This is a genomic window from Microvirga arsenatis (genome assembly GCF_009910705.1).
GTDB lineage: Bacteria > Pseudomonadota > Alphaproteobacteria > Rhizobiales > Beijerinckiaceae > Microvirga > Microvirga arsenatis.
On sequence record NZ_JAAAXJ010000001.1, the window covers coordinates 101,761 to 117,940 of the forward strand.

17 protein-coding genes and 1 tRNA gene are annotated in these 16,180 nt (G+C 67.0%); 9 read left to right on the forward strand and 9 right to left on the reverse strand.

Going from position 1 to position 16,180, the window contains the following annotated elements; all coding sequences use genetic code 11:
• The first annotated feature begins 53 nt into the window (after positions 1-53).
• From galE to tyrS, 5 genes are all read left to right on the forward strand, one after another.
• Positions 54-1,046: a UDP-glucose 4-epimerase GalE gene (gene galE, locus GR303_RS00460; RefSeq protein WP_161723277.1), complete on the forward strand. Its 993-nt coding sequence runs from the start codon at positions 54-56 to the stop codon at positions 1,044-1,046.
• Between the two features lie 112 nt (positions 1,047-1,158).
• Positions 1,159-1,701, forward strand: coding sequence for a DoxX family protein (locus GR303_RS00465; protein ID WP_161723278.1), 543 nt, complete (start codon positions 1,159-1,161; stop codon positions 1,699-1,701).
• A 146-nt stretch (positions 1,702-1,847) separates the two neighbouring features.
• Positions 1,848-2,939: a LolA family protein gene (locus GR303_RS00470; protein WP_161747565.1), complete on the forward strand. Its 1,092-nt coding sequence runs from the start codon at positions 1,848-1,850 to the stop codon at positions 2,937-2,939.
• Between the two features lie 110 nt (positions 2,940-3,049).
• On the forward strand, positions 3,050-4,024 hold the full coding sequence (locus GR303_RS00475; protein WP_201751839.1) for a phosphoribosylaminoimidazolesuccinocarboxamide synthase: 975 nt from the start codon (positions 3,050-3,052) through the stop codon (positions 4,022-4,024).
• A gap of 206 nt (positions 4,025-4,230) precedes the next feature.
• Complete coding sequence (gene tyrS, locus GR303_RS00480) at positions 4,231-5,484, forward strand: tyrosine--tRNA ligase (RefSeq protein ID WP_161721449.1); 1,254 nt, start codon at positions 4,231-4,233, stop codon at positions 5,482-5,484.
• 3 nt (positions 5,485-5,487) lie between these two features.
• Here the strand turns inward: tyrS and GR303_RS00485 are convergent, their stop codons facing one another.
• The 5 genes from GR303_RS00485 to GR303_RS00505 form a co-directional block, all read right to left on the reverse strand.
• On the reverse strand, positions 5,488-6,351 hold the full coding sequence (locus GR303_RS00485) for an alpha/beta fold hydrolase (RefSeq protein ID WP_161721450.1): 864 nt from the start codon (positions 6,349-6,351) through the stop codon (positions 5,488-5,490).
• Between the two features lie 256 nt (positions 6,352-6,607).
• Entirely contained in the window at positions 6,608-7,300 is a 693-nt protein-coding gene (locus GR303_RS00490; RefSeq protein ID WP_246205326.1) for an EAL domain-containing protein, read from the reverse strand.
• 168 nt (positions 7,301-7,468) lie between these two features.
• Complete coding sequence (locus tag GR303_RS00495) at positions 7,469-7,852, reverse strand: DUF1622 domain-containing protein (protein ID WP_246205300.1); 384 nt, start codon at positions 7,850-7,852, stop codon at positions 7,469-7,471.
• A gap of 81 nt (positions 7,853-7,933) precedes the next feature.
• On the reverse strand, positions 7,934-8,137 hold the full coding sequence (locus GR303_RS00500; RefSeq protein WP_161721452.1) for a YgaP family membrane protein: 204 nt from the start codon (positions 8,135-8,137) through the stop codon (positions 7,934-7,936).
• A gap of 114 nt (positions 8,138-8,251) precedes the next feature.
• On the reverse strand, positions 8,252-9,001 hold the full coding sequence (locus GR303_RS00505; RefSeq protein ID WP_425487086.1) for a L,D-transpeptidase: 750 nt from the start codon (positions 8,999-9,001) through the stop codon (positions 8,252-8,254).
• 234 nt (positions 9,002-9,235) lie between these two features.
• On the opposite strand from GR303_RS00505, the gene GR303_RS00510 reads away from it, so the two are divergent.
• The gene (locus GR303_RS00510; RefSeq protein WP_161721453.1) at positions 9,236-9,814 is read left to right on the forward strand and encodes a tyrosine phosphatase family protein; all 579 of its coding nucleotides are present in this window, start codon (positions 9,236-9,238) and stop codon (positions 9,812-9,814) included.
• A gap of 22 nt (positions 9,815-9,836) precedes the next feature.
• On the opposite strand, the gene cueR is transcribed toward GR303_RS00510, so the two are convergent.
• Positions 9,837-10,292, reverse strand: a complete 456-nt coding sequence (gene cueR / locus GR303_RS00515; RefSeq protein WP_161721454.1) for a Cu(I)-responsive transcriptional regulator — start codon at positions 10,290-10,292, stop codon at positions 9,837-9,839.
• On the reverse strand, positions 10,289-12,814 hold the full coding sequence (locus GR303_RS00520) for a heavy metal translocating P-type ATPase (RefSeq protein ID WP_161721455.1): 2,526 nt from the start codon (positions 12,812-12,814) through the stop codon (positions 10,289-10,291). The genes cueR and GR303_RS00520 overlap by 4 nt, the downstream gene beginning before the upstream one ends.
• Positions 12,815-13,043: 229 nt before the next feature.
• Between GR303_RS00520 and GR303_RS00525 the strand changes: the two genes are divergently transcribed.
• From GR303_RS00525 to GR303_RS00535, 3 genes are all read left to right on the forward strand, one after another.
• Positions 13,044-13,853 (forward strand): endonuclease/exonuclease/phosphatase family protein, encoded by an 810-nt coding sequence (locus GR303_RS00525; RefSeq protein WP_161721456.1) that lies wholly within the window; start codon positions 13,044-13,046, stop codon positions 13,851-13,853.
• A 137-nt stretch (positions 13,854-13,990) separates the two neighbouring features.
• Positions 13,991-14,605, forward strand: coding sequence for a glutathione transferase GstA (gene gstA / locus GR303_RS00530; protein ID WP_161721457.1), 615 nt, complete (start codon positions 13,991-13,993; stop codon positions 14,603-14,605).
• A 79-nt stretch (positions 14,606-14,684) separates the two neighbouring features.
• A complete protein-coding gene (locus tag GR303_RS00535) occupies positions 14,685-15,515 on the forward strand; it encodes a glycosyltransferase family 2 protein (RefSeq protein ID WP_161721458.1) in 831 nt (276 codons plus the stop codon).
• Here the strand turns inward: GR303_RS00535 and GR303_RS00540 are convergent.
• Together GR303_RS00540 and GR303_RS00545 are read right to left on the reverse strand one after the other, a co-directional pair.
• A complete protein-coding gene (locus GR303_RS00540; protein WP_161721459.1) occupies positions 15,499-15,852 on the reverse strand; it encodes a RidA family protein in 354 nt (117 codons plus the stop codon). The genes GR303_RS00535 and GR303_RS00540 overlap by 17 nt on opposite strands.
• Positions 15,853-15,952: 100 nt before the next feature.
• Positions 15,953-16,043: transfer RNA gene (locus tag GR303_RS00545), tRNA-Ser, on the reverse strand.
• Positions 16,044-16,180 lie beyond the last annotated feature (137 nt).

The following is a 16,180-nucleotide window of genomic DNA, read 5'->3' on the forward strand; positions in this document are numbered from 1 at the left end:
GAGCCGATACAGCCACACTGACAACAGGTTGAAGAATGCTTTGAGGAGATCCCATGAACGTCCTCGTCACCGGTGGGGCAGGGTATATCGGCGGCCATATGGTTCTGGCTCTGCGCGATGCAGGGCACAACCCGGTCGTGTTCGACAACCTGTCGACCGGCTTCCGCTGGTCGGTTCCGGAGGGGGTTCCCCTCGTCGTCGGCGATGTGGGCGATCATGAACTGGTCCTTCGAACCCTCCAATCCCATCAGATCGATGCCATCGCCCACTTTGCGGCCAAGCTTGTCGTGCCGGAATCGGTTGCAGACCCGCTCGGCTACTACCTCAACAACACGGTCAAGAGCCGCACCCTCATGGCGGCGGCGGTGGCGGCCGGGGTCGAGAAGTTCGTGTTCTCGTCGACCGCGGCGGTCTACGGCAACGCCTCCGACAAGCCGCTCGGCGAGGATGCGCCTCTTGCGCCTCTTTCTCCCTACGGCAGCTCCAAGCAGCTCACCGAGGTGATGCTGCGCGACGTGGCCGCCGCCCACGGCATGCGCTACGTGACGCTGCGCTACTTCAACGTGGCGGGAGCCGACCCGGCCCTGCGACACGGCCAGTGCACGGAAAACGCCACCCATCTCATCAAGGTGGCGATCCAGACGGCGCTCGGCCTGCGCCCCCACATGGAGATCTTCGGCACCGATTATCCGACGCCGGACGGGACCTGCATCCGCGACTACATCCACGTCACCGATCTGATCGCGGCCCATGTGCTCGCCCTCGAGCACCTCGATCGGGGCGGCGAGAGCATGGTGGTGAATTGCGGCTACGGGCACGGCTATTCCGTCTCCGAGGTGATCGAGACGGTGCGCAAGGTCTCCGGAAAGCCCGTAGAGGCACGCTTCGGGTCGCGCCGACCGGGCGATCCCGTGACCATCGTCGCGGATTCGGGCCGCATCCGCTCGAGGCTCGGCTGGGAGCCCCGGCTGGACGATCTTGCCACCATCGTGGAGCATTCCCTGCGCTGGGAGAGCATGCTCCGGGAGCGGAACCTCAAGCTGTGAGATCCACCGGATCCTCCATCCCGCTAAGACCGGGTTAAGAACCTCTGCCTCAAATGCTCATCAGGACCGGCTGCCGATTCCCGGCGGCCGCATCGGTGACGCGGAGGCAGGCATGGGCGAGGGCAGGGGAGCGGGCATCAACGGAGTTCTGCTGCTGGGCCGGCTGCTGCTGGCAGGCTGCTTCCTGCCGGCGGCCATCGGGCGGGCTGCGAACATCTCGGGGTTCGCCGTCGCTCTGACCATGAAGGGCATGCCCTACGCGGATGTCGTGGCGACCCTCGTCGTCCTGGCCGAGGTGTTCGGGCCGTTGGCCCTCGTCTTCGGCCTGGCCCCGCGCCTGAGCGCCGGCGCGCTGATCGCTGCTCTCGTGGTGACGACCGGAACCCTCCATCGCTTCTGGGACTATGGCGGCCTCACGCGGCAGGCGGAGCAGGCCGTGTTCCTGTCCCATCTCGGCGTTCTCGCCGGGCTCCTCTTCTATGGCCTCGTCGGGCCCGGCGGGTGGAGCTGGCAGGCCTGGTGGCGGGGGCTGCAGGGCCACGGGAAGCCTGTCAGAGGCAAGAAGCGGCAGCCGTCCCGCCCGCGCAGCCCGAGGCCCAAGCCCGCTCCCGTCCGCCAGGGCATGGATGACGAGGAGCTCGCCGATGCGGCGTGAGAGGAAGTCGCGAGCCGTTTCGGACGCACCACCCGCCACGGCCAAGGCTCCTGCCTTCATTCAGCCTCTAATCGAGGCGATAAACTCTTGACGAGCCATGCTTTTGCGCATGGGCTCCGGTGACTTTTCAGGTTAGCAGTGGCGTCATGCTCCATTCGTCCTTGCGTTGCATTCTTGGCCTTGCCGTCGCCCTGGCATGCGCGGCTCCCGCTGCGGCCCAGCAGCCCTCCGATCCGCTGACCCGTTTCCTCGACGGCATCTTCAAGAAGCCGTCTCCTCCTGCGAGCGCGCCCCAGGCGCCGCCGCAGGCCGAGCCCGCTCCCCCGGCGGCCGCGCGGCCGCAGGCTCAGCCCCGGCCGCAGCCGAGGGCCGCGGCCCCGAAGCCGCAGGCGCCGGCAGCGCAGCGGACGGCGAAGCCCCAGCCAAAGCCCCAGGCCGAGCCGGGTCCTGAGCCGCGCACGGCGGCGAAGCCGCAGCCTGCCGCCGCGCCCTCAGCGGACGTCAAGCCGGCTGCGCCCGAGCCACCGAAGCCGGCCCCCGCACCGCCCGCGCAGACGGTCGAGGAGCCCAGGCCCGCAGCACCTGCTCCGGCCCCGGCGAAGGTCGCCGAGCCGCCGAAGCCTGCCCGATCCACGCCGGCTCAGGCCGCTCCCGCCGCTACCGCCGCTACCGCCGTAGCGGCGCCTCCGACCGCTCCCACTCCGACCTCCCCGCCCGGGCCGAAATCGCCGGAGGAGGCGCTCGACCGGGTCAACGCATATTTCAACAGCATCGATCAGCTGTCGGCCACTTTCGTGCAGAAGAACCCCAACGGCCAGCAGGCGGAGGGGACGCTCTCCCTGCGCCGCCCGGGCCAGTTCCACTTCGCCTATGCGCCGCCGAGCACCCTCGAGGTGGTGTCCGACGGCCGGAATGTGGCGATCCGCGACAAGAAGCTCGGCACCAACGACGTCTATCCCGTCGGCCAGACGCCCCTGAAGTTCCTCGTCCAGGACAATATCGATCTGTCCCGGGATACCAAGGTTCGCGACGTGCAGGTGGGGCGCGACGGAGTGGTCACGGTCCGCTTCGACGACAGCGCCACCCTCGGCGGCACGTCTAAGATCACCCTGCGCTTCGACACCCGGGCCAATGCGCTCAAGCAATGGACCATCATCGACGCCCAGGGCTACGAGACCACCGTGACCCTCTCAGGGCTCAACGCAACCTACCGCAGGGATGTCCGGGCGGGGCAATAGGCTCTTCCCGTGGACAGGGGGAAGTTTCTGGCGCGCAGGATCTGGCATGGGCGGGAATTCTGGCTAGAACTCCGGCAGTCACGGCCCCTCGAAACCCTTGGCAGATGAACATGGTGGATCAAGCAGCCCTCGAAGCCTATGCCGGTTACGTCCTGGAGGACGCCACCATCCCGGAGCTGCCGAACCACTACCGCGGCAAGGTGCGCGACAATTACGACCTGCCGGACGGGCGACGCATCATCATCGCCTCCGACCGGCTCAGCGCCTTCGACCGCAACCTCGCCGCCATCCCCCTGAAGGGCCAGGTGCTGACGCAGACGGCACGGTTCTGGTTCGAGCAGACGGCGGATATCTGCCCCAACCACGTGATCGAGTATCCCGACCCGAACGTGCTGGTGGGCCGCAGGCTCACCATCCTGCCCGTGGAAATCGTGGTGCGCGACTATCTCGCCGGCACGACGGGCACCTCGATCCTCTCCCTCTACAAGAAGGGTGAGCGCGAGATGTACGGCATCCGGCTGCCGGACGGGATGCGCGACAACGAGAAGCTGCCGCAGACCATCGTCACGCCCACGAGCAAGGCTTTCGACGGCGGCCATGACGAGCCGCTGACGCCTGCCGGGATCGTCGATCAGGGTCTCTTGACCCGCGAGCAGTGGCAGACGGTCTCGGATTACGCGCTTGCGCTTTTCGCGAAGGGCAGGGCAATGGCCCGCGAACGCGGCCTCATCCTCGTCGACACGAAGTACGAGTTCGGCATCGACGAGAGCGGCACCATCATGATCGCCGACGAGATCCACACCCCGGACTCGAGCCGCTACTGGTTCCTGGAAAGCTACCGGGAGCGCTTCGAGGCGGGCGAGCGCCCCGAGAGCTTCGACAAGGATTTCGTCCGCACCTGGGTCGTGGCGCGCTGCGATCCCTACAAGGACGAGATCCCCGAGATCCCGCAGGACGTGGTGCTCGAAACCTCGAGGGTCTACATCCATGCCTTCGAGCGGATCACCGGGCAGACTTTTGCCCTGCCGGATCCGAACGTGCCGGTGCTGGAGCGGGTACGAGAAAATCTCAAGGCGTATTTCTGAGAGCTGTTGACGATCGCGCTTCGCACGCGTAGTTTCTCGCCCATGATCACCGGTCGCACCAGCTTCGTGAACTATTTTACGCCGTCCCCATAGGGCGGCTCCGTTCGGTTGCGACCAGACGTGCGATGCCGCCGCTCCCGGCGGCATCTTCATATGGTGATCAGGTCTCCGGGCAGCGGCTCCCGCTAAAATCCCAGGAGACAGACATGAGCACACCTCAATCCGAATTCCTGAAGACGCTCACGGAGCGCGGCTTCATCCACCAATGCACCGATCTGGCAGCGCTCGACGAGCGGCTCTCGGCCGGACCGGTCGCGGCCTATATCGGCTTCGACGCCACGGCCGACAGCCTTCATGTGGGCAGCCTCGTGCAGATCATGGCCCTGCGCTGGCTGCAGAAGTGCGGCCACAAGCCTGTGGTGCTCATCGGCGGCGGCACCTCGCAGATCGGCGATCCGAGCTTTCGCGATGCGAGCCGGCCGCTGCTTGAGGCTGAGCAGATCGCAAGGAATGCTGCGGGGCTGAAGCAGGTCTTCTCCCGCTACCTCGCCTTCGGCGACGGGCCGACCGATGCGGTGATGGTCGACAATGCGGACTGGCTCGACCCGCTGCGGTACCTGCCTTTCCTCCGGGATTTCGGCACGCATTTCACCATCAACCGGATGCTCAGCTTCGACAGCGTGCGCCAGCGGCTCGAGCGGGAGCAGCCGCTGACCCTGCTCGAGTTCAACTACATGGTGCTGCAGGCCTTCGACTTCCTGGAGCTGTCGCGGCATCATGCCTGCGTGCTGCAGATGGGCGGGTCGGACCAGTGGGGCAATATCGTCAACGGCATCGAACTCGCCCGCCGCATCGACGGGCGACGGCTCTTCGGCCTGACGACGCCGCTCATCACCACCTCCGCCGGAGCCAAGATGGGCAAGACGGCGGGCGGGGCCGTGTGGCTCAATGCCGAACGCCTGACCCCTTACGAGTTCTGGCAGTTCTGGCGCAACACAGAGGACGACGATGTCGCCCGCTTCCTGCGTCTCTTCACCGAATTGCCCCTGAACGAGGTGCAGCGGCTCGGGCAGCTGAAAGGAGCCGAGATCAACGAGGCGAAGCAGATCCTGGCTACCGAGGCGACGCGGCTCGCCCATGGCGAGGAAGCCGCGCGAGAGGCTGCGGACACCGCACGCCGCGTCTTTGAGGAGGGCGAGAGCGCCTCAGGTCTGCCGACCGTCGAACTCCCGCGGGCCGAACTCGACGCAGGAGTCACCGTTGCGCAACTCCTGGTCCATGCGGGCCTCTCGACCTCGAGGAGCGACGCCCGGCGCCTGGTGCTCAACCAGGGCGCCAGGCTCAACGGAACCCTCGTGCAGGACGCGGATTTCCGCATTTCCGCAGAGGATCTCGCCGATGGAGCGTTGAAGCTCACCGCCGGCAGAAAACGACACGTCCTGGTCCATGTGAGCGGCTGAACGTCATGGAGGAACGGTGGCCTCGCGCAGGCTGCCGTTCCTCTGCGAGGAGGATGATTTCAGAAAGTCCTTCACCAGCTTCGCCACGCCGCGGGGCCGCTCGACCGGCAGCATGTGGGTCTCGTGCCTGAACAGCGCGAGCCGGGCCGAGGGAATGGCGCGCGCCGTCTCCTGAAGGGCCTCGACGTCGAAGAAGCGGTCCCTCGTGCCGCCCACGATGAGGGTGGGAGCCCGGACGCGGGAAAGCCACGAGGGATCGCTGCCGAAATCCTCGCCGGCGACCGCGCTGAGGCCGCGAACGATGATGGCGGGATCGTTCATCATCTCGTGCAGGCGCGGGCGCTCCTGCCTGAACCGCAGGCGCATCAGCCAGTTCAGCCACGGGCGGCGGAAGACGAGGCCGAACTCCTCCAGAAAGCCCTGGAAGTTGCCCTGCCACGCGCATTCGATTTGCCGGTCGATGCTGCGGCGGCCTTCGGGCGAGAAGCGGTGCGCGCTGACCAGGAGGATCAGCCGATCCACGAGGCCGGGATGCTCCGCCGCCAGGCGGGCCGCGACGAAGCCGCCGAAGGAGATGCCCATGATGATGGCTGGGCCGGTCTCGTCCTGCAGAATCTGCGCGACGTCCCGCACGATCGTGTCGAGCGAGTAGTCGGCCGGAGGCGACTGCTCGTAGCCCAGGATGTAGATGGCATGGTCGGAGGGCAGGAGGCGCGCGATGCGCCTGGCGTCCCGGATTGCGCGCGCCGGCGTCGGGCGCCTGACGAAAGCCTGCCCGCCGTTGAGCACGACGATGGGGCGGGAATCTCCTCCCGTCCTCACATAGGGGATCCTGTTCAGGAAAAGACCCGATTGAACGTTCTTCATGATGGGTTGCCCCGTCGGAGGCAGCTGCGGCTGGGTTTCGTGCCGCAAGGCAGCTGCCGGGTCGCAAAAACGCCTGCTCGCATGCCCCCGCGCAACGGTCGCGCGGGAGGGGCCGTCAGCCATACGGCTGAAACGTCATGGAGGAGCAGGGATGGAGCCGGCGGACACTGGAAGAGTGGCGACGGCTGGCGGGCCGGGACCACGTTCGTAATCCCGGCCGATTTCGACGTCAATCGCTCCGGTTGGGATTCGCCTGTCAGCCTGCGAACGATACAGCCGGCAGGCTCTCCAGAGCTGGCTTGGCGAAGAGGAAGCCCTGGAAAAGGTCGATACCCGCCTCCGCCAGGATCGTCAGCTCGTCGCGTGTTTCCACGCCCTCGGCGATGATCGTGATGTCGAGGGCGCGGGCCATGACCAGGATGCCGGCGAGAATGGCTTGGCGCGCCGCCGAGCCGGCGATGCCGCGGATCAGCTCCATGTCGATCTTGATCAGGTCCGTCTGGAAATTGGCGAGGAGATTGAGGCCCGCATGGCCCGCGCCGAAATCGTCGATGGCGGTGATGAATCCCAGGCGCCGGTACTCCGCGATGATGCGGGCCACGTGCTTGGTGTCCGCCATGCGCTCGTTCTCGGTGAACTCGAACATGATGCGCCGCGTATCGAAGCCGACGCGGCGGGCGGTTTCGAGGGAGGTCCTGATGCAGGCTGCCGGCTCGTAGACCGCGTTCGGCATGAAGTTGATGGACAGCCGCGTGTCCTCCGTCTTCGGGAAGAGCTGCCCTGCCAGCTCGATGGCCTTCACCCGGCAGGCCTGGTCGAACTTGTACTGCCGCTGCTCGTCGACCTGGCTCAGGATCGACCCTGCCGACTGCCCCTCGGTGCCGCGCACGAGCGCCTCGTAGCCCCAGATCGCCTGCCGCCGGAGGTCGATGATCGGATGGAAGGCCATGGTGAAGGAGAAGGGCAGCGCCACGCCGTTCCGGCACCCTCGGCACCCTGCTTCTGTCGTCTTCACTGGAGCGTCCATGCCCTTCCCGCGCGCAATCCGCTCAAGAGTGGGCGCAAAGTCTTGAGATTGCCCTAACGGAAGATTTCTTCTGTCGAACCCGGACCGGGCTCAGGCCGTGCCGCGGGAGGAGCGCTCGCCTTCGCTCCTGTGCCGGTCCCAGGGCCAGCGCCCCTCGATCTCCACCTCGAGAGAGAAGCTCAGGAAGGTGCGGATCAGCACGATGCCCCCGAGGATGAGAAGGCTCTGGAGCGTCGGTTCGATGGCCACCGTGCTGATGATGTCCGCTGCCACGAGGAACTCGAGACCCAACAGGATGGCGCGTCCCAGGTTCGAGCGGTAGAGCGCGAAGGCCTCCGCGCCGGATCGGCCCCTCAGGACCTGCCAGAGCACGGCGATGCTCGCGCCCAGAAGCCCGAGAACGATGATGGCGATGCCGCCGATCTCGATGGCGCGCGTCATCAGCCTCAGCGCCGGGGAAAACCACTCGTCCATGAAAGCTCCCATGTCTCCGCCCTCAGCAGAGATTCATAGGACGCGCGGCCGAAGCCTCCAGAGGCCAGCCGAAGGCGGGGATCAGGTAAAGCCGGGCTTGCTCGGAAGCCCCATGCGCTTGAACATCATCACCACCGGGCACAGGCCGGTGAAGGACGCCTGCACCAGATGGGCGCCGAGAATGCCCGTGAGCCAGAGCCAGTTGATGTTGACGGTGACGGCGAGCAGCACGCTGACGATGATGAGCCCGCCGACGGTCAGGAGGATCGCGCGTTCGACTGTCATGACCATGCCTCCAGCAGAGACGGCATGATCTTACACCCGGGCCCATGGGTCACCTAAGAAAAAGGGCTACCCGGCAGGATAGCCCTTTGCCTGTTCCAGCGGGTGCGGTGGCGGTCAGTAGGCCGACGACACGCGCATCTCGTTATCGGCATCGAACATGCGCTGCCCCCGCAGCACGACCACGGGGGAGCCGACCGGCACGCGGTTGTAGAGGTCGATGATGTCCTGGTTGAACATGCGGATGCAGCCGCTCGACACGGATTCCCCGATGGTCCAGGGCTCCGTGGTGCCGTGGATGCGGTACATGGTGTCCCGGCCGTTGTCGTAGAGGTAGAGCGCGCGCGCCCCGAGGGGATTGTTCAAGCCGCCCGGCATGCCGCCGGCCCAGGGGGCGTTGCGCTCGGGCTCGCGCCGGATCATCGCGGGCGTCGGGGTCCAGCGCGGCCACTCGGCCTTGCGGCCGACCCGCGCGCGCCCGCTCCAGGCCAAGCCCTCCTTGCCGACGCCGATGCCGTAGCGGATCGCCCGGCCGCCCTCGCGGACGAGGTAGAGATACCGGGCATCGGTATCGACGACGATGGTGCCGGGTTCCTCGCGGCCGTAATAGGCCACCTCCCGGCGCAGGAAGCGCGGGTCGACCTCGGAAATGTCCGTAGCCGGCAGCGGGTGCGGCTCGTCCGGGCGCGGCCCGTACATGGCGGCATAGACGGGGTCGATGCGGCGAACCGCCTGTTGAACGGGCGGCTGCGTCGAGACGCAGGCCGCAAGCGCCACCGGAAGCAGAAGGGTGAGGAAGCGGAGTGCCTTTCGCAGCAGGGACGGAATCGGAAGCGGCGCAGCAAACATCAGTTGGGAAACCTGCATTTTCTGGTTCTTGGCTGTGACCGTCGGCCCCGGAGGCGACGGCGGTGCTCAGGCAAAGACATAGTCTCGGCCGTGACGAGAAGGTGGATCTCGCATGGCCGGAATGTGGCAAACACCCGCTGTGGTTTGCAAGACACAGTGTTTTGATCGCATCGATCCAATCGAGCCGCCGCGGGTTAACCCGTAGACAAGAACCTGTCATGGTCCTGCCTTATCCAGCCTGCGAGCGAACCGATGCAGCCCCTCTCGATACAGATGCTGACGATCTGCGGCATCTCGGAACTTCCGGACCAGCGGGAGCGGTCCGTCACGCATGTGCTCTCCATCCTCGATCCGGATCATCCGGACCCGGAAGCGTTCGAGGCCTACGATCCCCATCACCGGACCGTGCTGCGCTTCCACGACATCATCGCCCCCGTCCAGGGCATGATCCTGCCGCAGCCCGAGCACGTCGAGGCGGTGCTGCGCTTCGGCGATGCCGTGGCGGAGGGGCGGCACGGTCGGGCCGAGGGGCACCTTCTCGTCCACTGTCATATGGGCGTCTCGCGCTCGACGGCCGCGATGCTGACGCTCCTGGCGCAGGTCCATCCCGACGAGAACGAGGATCGGCTCTTCGAGCGCCTGGTCGAGATCCGGCCGCAGGCCTGGCCGAACTCCCGGATGGTTGCCTTCGCCGACGACCTTCTGTCCCGCAACGGGCGCCTCGTCGATGCGCTGCGCCGGCACTATGGCCGCCAGATCCGGCGCATGCCGCGCTACGTGCAGATCATGCACGACCTCGGCCGCAGCCGCGAGGTGGAGATGGCGGCCTGATAAAGGCCGTCACTCGGATCGCCTACCGCGCTGCGGTCTTGCCCAGCACGCCGAACTTCGCGTCGGGCTTCGCGGCAGCGGGCTCGGCGCCGTCGCTCGCCAGCTCCTCCAGGATCGGACAATGCGGACGCGCGTCGCCATGGCAGTTCACGGCCAGGTGCTTCAGGGTCGAGGCCATCTCCTGCAGCTCCCGGATCTTGCGCTCGAGCACGCCCACATGTTCGAGCGCGATCGCCTTCACGTCCTTGCTCGCGCGCTCCCGGTCCTGCCAGAGCGACACGAGGTCGGCGATCTGCTCGACGGAGAAGCCGAGGTCGCGCGCCCGGCGGATGAAGCGCAGGGTGTGCACGTCATGATCCGAATAGACCCGGTAGCCGGATTCCGTGCGCAATGTCTTCGGGATGAGCCCGATGGATTCGTAGTAGCGGATCATTTTGGCGGAGACGCCTGAGGCCTTGGCGGCCTGTCCGATATTCATGCGACACCTTCAACAGTTCGGGCGGCAGGGGAGGCCGCCCGCATGGATGCGATGGGAGCCTTGAAGCGGCGCAGCCGCAGGGCATTGCCGAGCACGAAGACGCTGGAGAGCGCCATCGCCCCGGCTGCGAAGATCGGCGAGAGCAGGGTGCCGTCGACCGGGTAGAGCACGCCCGCCGCCACCGGGATCAGCAGGACATTGTAGGCGAAGGCCCAGAACAGGTTCTGGCGGATGTTGCGGATCGTTGCCTTGGAGAGCGCGATGGCGTTCACCACGCCGCGCACGTCACCCGACATGAGCACCACGTCGGCGCTCTCGATGGCGATGTCCGTGCCGGTGCCGATGGCGATGCCGGTATCAGCCTCGGCGAGCGCCGGCGCGTCGTTGATGCCGTCGCCCACGAAGGCGATCCGGCCATGGGCCTGCCGCAGGCGCTTCACCGCCTCGACCTTGCCGTCGGGCAGGACTTCCGCCACCACCTCGTCGATGCCGATCCGCCGCGCGATCGCCTCGGCGGTCCTGCGATCGTCGCCGGTGATCATGGCGACCTTCAGCCCGAGGGCGTGGAGGGAGGCGACGGCCTCGGGAGTCGAGGGCTTGATCGGGTCGGCCACGGCGACGATGGCGGCGATCCGGCCGTCGACGGCCGCATAGAGCGGGCTCCTGCCCTCGGCTCCGAGGCGGGCGGCCGTGTCGGCGAAGGCGGCCACGGACAGGCCGCGCTTGGCCATGAAGCGGTCCGCGCCCACATCGACCTTCCGTCCCTCGACCCGTGCCGAGATGCCGAAGCCGGGCACGGCCTCGAAGTCGTCAGGAGAGGGCAGGGCGAGGCCGCGCCCCGCGGCCGCCGCCACGATGGCCTGGGCGATGGGGTGCTCGGAGCGGCTCTCCACCGCGGCGACCAGCCTCAGGGTCTCCGCCTCCGCGAATTCCGGGGTCGTGACGAAGTCGGTGAGCTCCGGGCGGCCCTGGGTGAGGGTGCCCGTCTTGTCGAGGGCGACGACGCCGATCTCCTTCAGGCTCTGCAGCGCCTCGCCCTGGCGGAAGAGCACGCCGAGCTCCGCCGCGCGGCCCGTGCCGACCATGATCGAGGTCGGGGTGGCGAGACCCATGGCGCAGGGGCAGGCGATGATCAGCACGGCGACGGCGTTCACGAGGGCGAAGGTGAGGGCCGGGTCGGGGCCGAAGACGAGCCACACCAGGAAGGTGAGGGCGGCCGCTCCCATCACGGCCGGGACGAACCAGGCCGTGACCCGGTCGACGAGAGCCTGGACCGGCAGCTTCGACCCTTGGGCCTGCTCGACCATGCGGATGATCTGGGCGAGCACCGTGTCGGCGCCGATGCGTGTGGCGCGGAAGGCGAAGGTGCCGGTCCTGTTGATGGTGCCGCCGACCACCTCCGCCCCTTCGGCCTTCTGTACGGGCACGGGCTCGCCGGTGATCATCGACTCGTCCACGAAGGAGGAGCCCTCCACGACCTCGCCGTCCACCGGGATCTTCTCGCCCGGGCGCACCTGCACGACGTCGCCGGCGAGCACCTGATCGAGGGGGACTTCCATGGCCTGGCCGCCGCGCACCACCCGGGCGGTCTTGGCCTGCAGCCCCACGAGGCGCTTGATCGCCTCCGAGGTGCGGCCCTTCGCCTTGGCCTCGAGGAAGCGCCCGAGCAGGATCAGGGTCACGATGACGGCGGCGGCCTCGTAATAGACATTGGCCATGCCTGCCGGGAGGAGGCCGGGCAGGAAGGTCGCCGCCACCGAATAGGCATAGGCCGCGCTGGTCCCCAGCACCACGAGGGAGTTCATCTCGGGCGACCTGCGCAGGAGGGCGGGCACGCCCTTGCGGAAGAAGCGCAGGCCCGGGCCGAACAGGACGAGGGTGGTGAGCGCGAACTGCAGGTGCCAGCTCGTCCGGTGCCCGAGGGTGCCCATGACCCAGTCATGGATCGCGGGGACGAAGTGGGAGCCCATCTCGAGCACGAAGACGGGCAGGGTGAGGACGGCTGAGATGGCGAGCGAGCGCCGCAGCTCTGCGATCTCCGCCTCGCGGGCAGCCCGCTCCCGGTCGGCGAGGTCGCGATCTGCCCGGATGGCCTCGGCCTCGTAGCCGGTCTGCTCGACGGCAGCGATGAGGCGCCCCGCCATGTCGGCGCCTCCCAGATAGCGGATGGAGGCCCGCTCCGTGGCGAGATTGACGTTGGCCGCCAGAACCCCGGGGACGCGCTTGAGCGCCCTCTCAACCCGGTTGACGCAGGAGGCGCAGGTCATTCCGGTGATCTTCAGCTCCATCGCGCTGTCGGAAGGCTCGTAGCCGGCCGCCCGAATGGCCTCGGCCACTGCGGCCGGCGTCGCCGCGGAGGGCGCGAACTCCACGTGAGCCTTCTCCGTCGCGAGATTCACGTTTGCGGCCAAAACCCCTTCGACGGAGCGGATCGCCTTCTCGACACGCCCGACGCAGGAGGCGCAGCTCATCCCCTCGATGGCGATGTCGAGCGTGTCGGCAGGCACATGATTGGCGGTCATGATCGAACTCCTGAAACCCTATATGGGGATGGGTTTAATCCTTCCAATCATGGGAAGGTCAAGCGGGTTTCGGCGGCCTCTCCGTGCCAGGAAAACCCTTGGAACCCTGCCGGAAGCTGTGTCATTGATCCCACACGTTTTCCGAACGGGCTGCACCGGCGGGGCAATTCCCGCGCCGCCGTGTGCGGCGCCTTCACCGATCACTTCTGATTTGAGCCGGTACCGACCTTTGCAGCATAGCGACCTCCCGGGGCGAACCCTTCGGATCCTCACCTACAACGTCCACCGCTGGCTCGGCACGGACCGGCAGATCTCCCCGCAGCGCATCGCCGAGGTGATCGCCTCCTGCAACCCCGACATCGTGGCCCTGCAGGAGGTCCGCGTCGGTCGGGTGCGGGCGGGGGAGGCGGATCAGGCGGCGACCGTCGCTTCCTTCCTCGGGATGGACCTTCACTTCCAGCCGACGATCCGCATCCTCGGCGAGCAGTACGGAATCGCCGTTCTGACGCGCCACGCCTCGCGGCTCATCAGATCCGAGCGCCTGCCGACCCAGTCGACGCGCCCCTCCTTCGAGAAGCGCAGCGCCTTATGGGTCGCGGTCGAGGTCGAGGGCCGGACGATCCAGGTCGTCAACGCGCACCTGTCGCTCCGCTCGGGGGAACGGCGCACCCAGGCGGCCGCCCTGGTGGGGCCGGACTGGATGGGACACCCGGACTGCGCCGACCCGGCCGTGCTGCTGGGCGACTTCAATGCGCCGCCCTATTCGCGCTCCTACCGCCTGATCGCGAACCGGCTGCGCGACGCCCAGCTCTCCAACTCCTTCGGCGAGCCGCAGCCGACGTTCCACACCCGCGCCCCCGTGCTGCGCCTCGATCATGTCTTCGTCACCCGATCCATCGACGTGATCGATGCAGGCCCGGTGCGCAATCCGCTGACGCGGGTGGCGTCCGACCACTTCCCGCTCCTGGCGGAGCTGCGGGTCCGCGAGCCTTCACGGCTGACGCCCTCGGGGCAGGCACGCGCAGGGGAGCTGCTGTGACCCTTCTGCCTGCCCGTTGAAATAAAGTATCAATTAGTCGTATGCCGCCTTGAAAGTGCCATGGAGTGACGCAGAAATGGCGCCTTATGTGATGTTATAAAATGCACTCCCGCAGGGGCGCGGGAAGAAGGATCGCAATGAAGCTTTACTATACACCAGGGGCCTGCTCCCTGGCTCCCCGGATCATTGCCTGCGAGGCCGGCCTGGAGATGGAGTATGACAAGGTCGACCTGAGGACCCAGACCACCGCCTCGGGGCGGAATTTCATCAAGATCAATCCAAAGGGCCATGTCCCGGCCCTGGCGCTCCACACGGGCGACATCCTCACCGAGGTGCCGGTGATCCTCGAATACCTGGCCGATCAGGTGCCCGCTGCCCGATTGCTCCCGCGACTGGGTTCACTGGAGCGCTACCGCGTCAGAGAATGGGTCGACTTCACCGGCTACGAGCTCCACAAGGGCTTCGAGCCGCTCTGGGTCGCGCCGATGCCGCCCAAGGCCCGACAGCTGGCGGTGAACCACCTTCAGCGCCGCTTCGCCTATCTCGACGGGTGCCTGCAGAAGCGCGCCTACCTCGCAGGCGAGCACTTCACCGTAGCGGACGCCTATTGCTTCACCGTCCTGAGCTGGGCCCGTTTTCACCGGCTCGACCTCTCGCCCCACGCGGCCTTGGCGGAGTACATGCTGCGCGTCTCCGCGAGGCCGATGGTGCGGCGGGCCCTGCAGGCCGAGGGACTGGTGCCACAGGTCTGATCCTTCGACCGTCTCCCCTGCATCCTGAGGCGGGATGGCCCTTGCCATGGATCGGCGGGGCGGATAGGCACCCGTTGCCATGCTTCCCGTTTCCGTCTTCATCATCGCCAAGAACGAGGCCGACCGGATCGGCGCGACCATCCGCGCCATCCGGGGGCTGACGGATGATCTGGTCGTGGTGGATTCAGGCTCGACCGACGGAACCCCGGCCGTGGCCGAGGAGCTCGGCGCCCGGGTGATCCACAATCCCTGGCCGGGCTACGGCCCCCAGAAGCGCTTTGCCGAGGACCAGTGCCGCCACGACTGGCTCCTGAACCTCGATGCGGACGAGGAGGTCTCCCCGGAGCTTCTGGCGGAGATCCGGGCCCTGTTCGCGGAAGGCGAGCCGGCGTGCAAGGCCTATGCGATCCGGATCGCCGAAACCTATCCGGGAGAAAGCGCCCCGCACCCGCTGGCCTACCGGATCGCGCCCGTCCGGCTGTACCACAGGAGCGTCGGCCGCTACTCGTCCTCCCTCGTGCACGACCGGGTCGACCTGACGCCGGGAACGAAGGTCTGCAAGCTCAAGGGCCTCGTGCACCACAGGTCCGTCCGGTCCATCGGGGATCAGCTCGCCAAGCTCAACAGCTATGCCGAACAGCAGGCCATCGATCTGGAGGTGAGGGGGGTCTCGATCCCGACCTGGCGGGTGTTCTTCGAGTTTCCCGCGGCCTTTCTCAAGGTCTATTTCGGCCGCCTTCATTTCCTGCGCGGCACCTACGGCTTCCTGATCTCCATGAACTATGCCACCTGGCGCCACCTGCGCCTGGCGAAGCACTACGAGCGCAAGCGTCTGAGCGCCCTGAGGCGCGCGAAATCCGGAACGGAAGCGCCGCTCCCGTCCTCGGACGGCCTCAAAGAGCGGCGATAACCTGGATCTCGAGCTTGTAGCGCGGGTCGGCCAGCCTGGATTCCACGCAGACGCGCGCCGGCGCCTGTCCCGGAAGCACCCAGGCATCCCATACCGCATTCATCCCGTCGTAGAAGGCGATGTCCGACAGCCAGATGGTGGCGTGCAGGAGCCTCGACTTGTCGCTCCCGATCTCGCTCAAGGACTGCTCGATCTGCCCCAGGACGTCCCGGGTCTGATCCGCAATCGAGCCGTCCAGGGTCGTCTCGGGAACATAGCCCGAAAAATAGGCCCGGTCGCCGAGGATCACGAGATCGCTGTAGCGCGCCGCCACGCCGATCCGCCGGATGTCTGTCATGGGGCACTCCTGCTCGTTCGAAGGCTTGCGCAGCCCCCTACCACATTGTGCATGGCGCGGCAGCGTGAGATCGAGAGCGCTGGGTAGGGATGACGGGAAATGGCGGAGACGGAGGGATTCGAACCCTCGATACCCTTTTGGGGTATGCTCATTTAGCAAACGAGTGCCTTCAGCCGCTCGGCCACGTCTCCAGGCGAAGGGCGCAGGATAAAATCCCGCTTCGCAGGTGGCGCAATAGACGCGAACAGGGATCTTTCGTCAAGGTGCAAAATGCCCCAAGGACGGAGCAGCGTCCGGTCGAGCCTGGGGATGTCTCATGCGTGCAAGC

Bases quoted from the DNA above. Each gene is read 5' to 3' on its own strand.
- galE (WP_161723277.1), top strand. From the start codon at position 54: ATGAACGTCCTCGTCACCGGTGGGGCAGGGTATATCGGCGGCCATATG.
- GR303_RS00465 (WP_161723278.1), top strand. From the start codon at position 1,159: ATGGGCGAGGGCAGGGGAGCGGGCATCAACGGAGTTCTGCTGCTGGGC.
- GR303_RS00470 (WP_161747565.1), top strand. From the start codon at position 1,848: ATGCTCCATTCGTCCTTGCGTTGCATTCTTGGCCTTGCCGTCGCCCTG.
- GR303_RS00475 (WP_201751839.1), top strand. From the start codon at position 3,050: ATGGTGGATCAAGCAGCCCTCGAAGCCTATGCCGGTTACGTCCTGGAG.
- tyrS (WP_161721449.1), top strand. From the start codon at position 4,231: ATGAGCACACCTCAATCCGAATTCCTGAAGACGCTCACGGAGCGCGGC.
- GR303_RS00485 (WP_161721450.1), bottom strand. From the start codon at position 6,351: ATGAAGAACGTTCAATCGGGTCTTTTCCTGAACAGGATCCCCTATGTG.
- GR303_RS00490 (WP_246205326.1), bottom strand. From the start codon at position 7,300: ATGGCCTTCCATCCGATCATCGACCTCCGGCGGCAGGCGATCTGGGGC.
- GR303_RS00495 (WP_246205300.1), bottom strand. From the start codon at position 7,852: ATGGACGAGTGGTTTTCCCCGGCGCTGAGGCTGATGACGCGCGCCATC.
- GR303_RS00500 (WP_161721452.1), bottom strand. From the start codon at position 8,137: ATGACAGTCGAACGCGCGATCCTCCTGACCGTCGGCGGGCTCATCATC.
- GR303_RS00505 (WP_425487086.1), bottom strand. From the start codon at position 9,001: ATGCAGGTTTCCCAACTGATGTTTGCTGCGCCGCTTCCGATTCCGTCC.
- GR303_RS00510 (WP_161721453.1), top strand. From the start codon at position 9,236: ATGCAGCCCCTCTCGATACAGATGCTGACGATCTGCGGCATCTCGGAA.
- cueR (WP_161721454.1), bottom strand. From the start codon at position 10,292: ATGAATATCGGACAGGCCGCCAAGGCCTCAGGCGTCTCCGCCAAAATG.
- GR303_RS00520 (WP_161721455.1), bottom strand. From the start codon at position 12,814: ATGACCGCCAATCATGTGCCTGCCGACACGCTCGACATCGCCATCGAG.
- gstA (WP_161721457.1), top strand. From the start codon at position 13,991: ATGAAGCTTTACTATACACCAGGGGCCTGCTCCCTGGCTCCCCGGATC.
- GR303_RS00535 (WP_161721458.1), top strand. From the start codon at position 14,685: ATGCTTCCCGTTTCCGTCTTCATCATCGCCAAGAACGAGGCCGACCGG.
- GR303_RS00540 (WP_161721459.1), bottom strand. From the start codon at position 15,852: ATGACAGACATCCGGCGGATCGGCGTGGCGGCGCGCTACAGCGATCTC.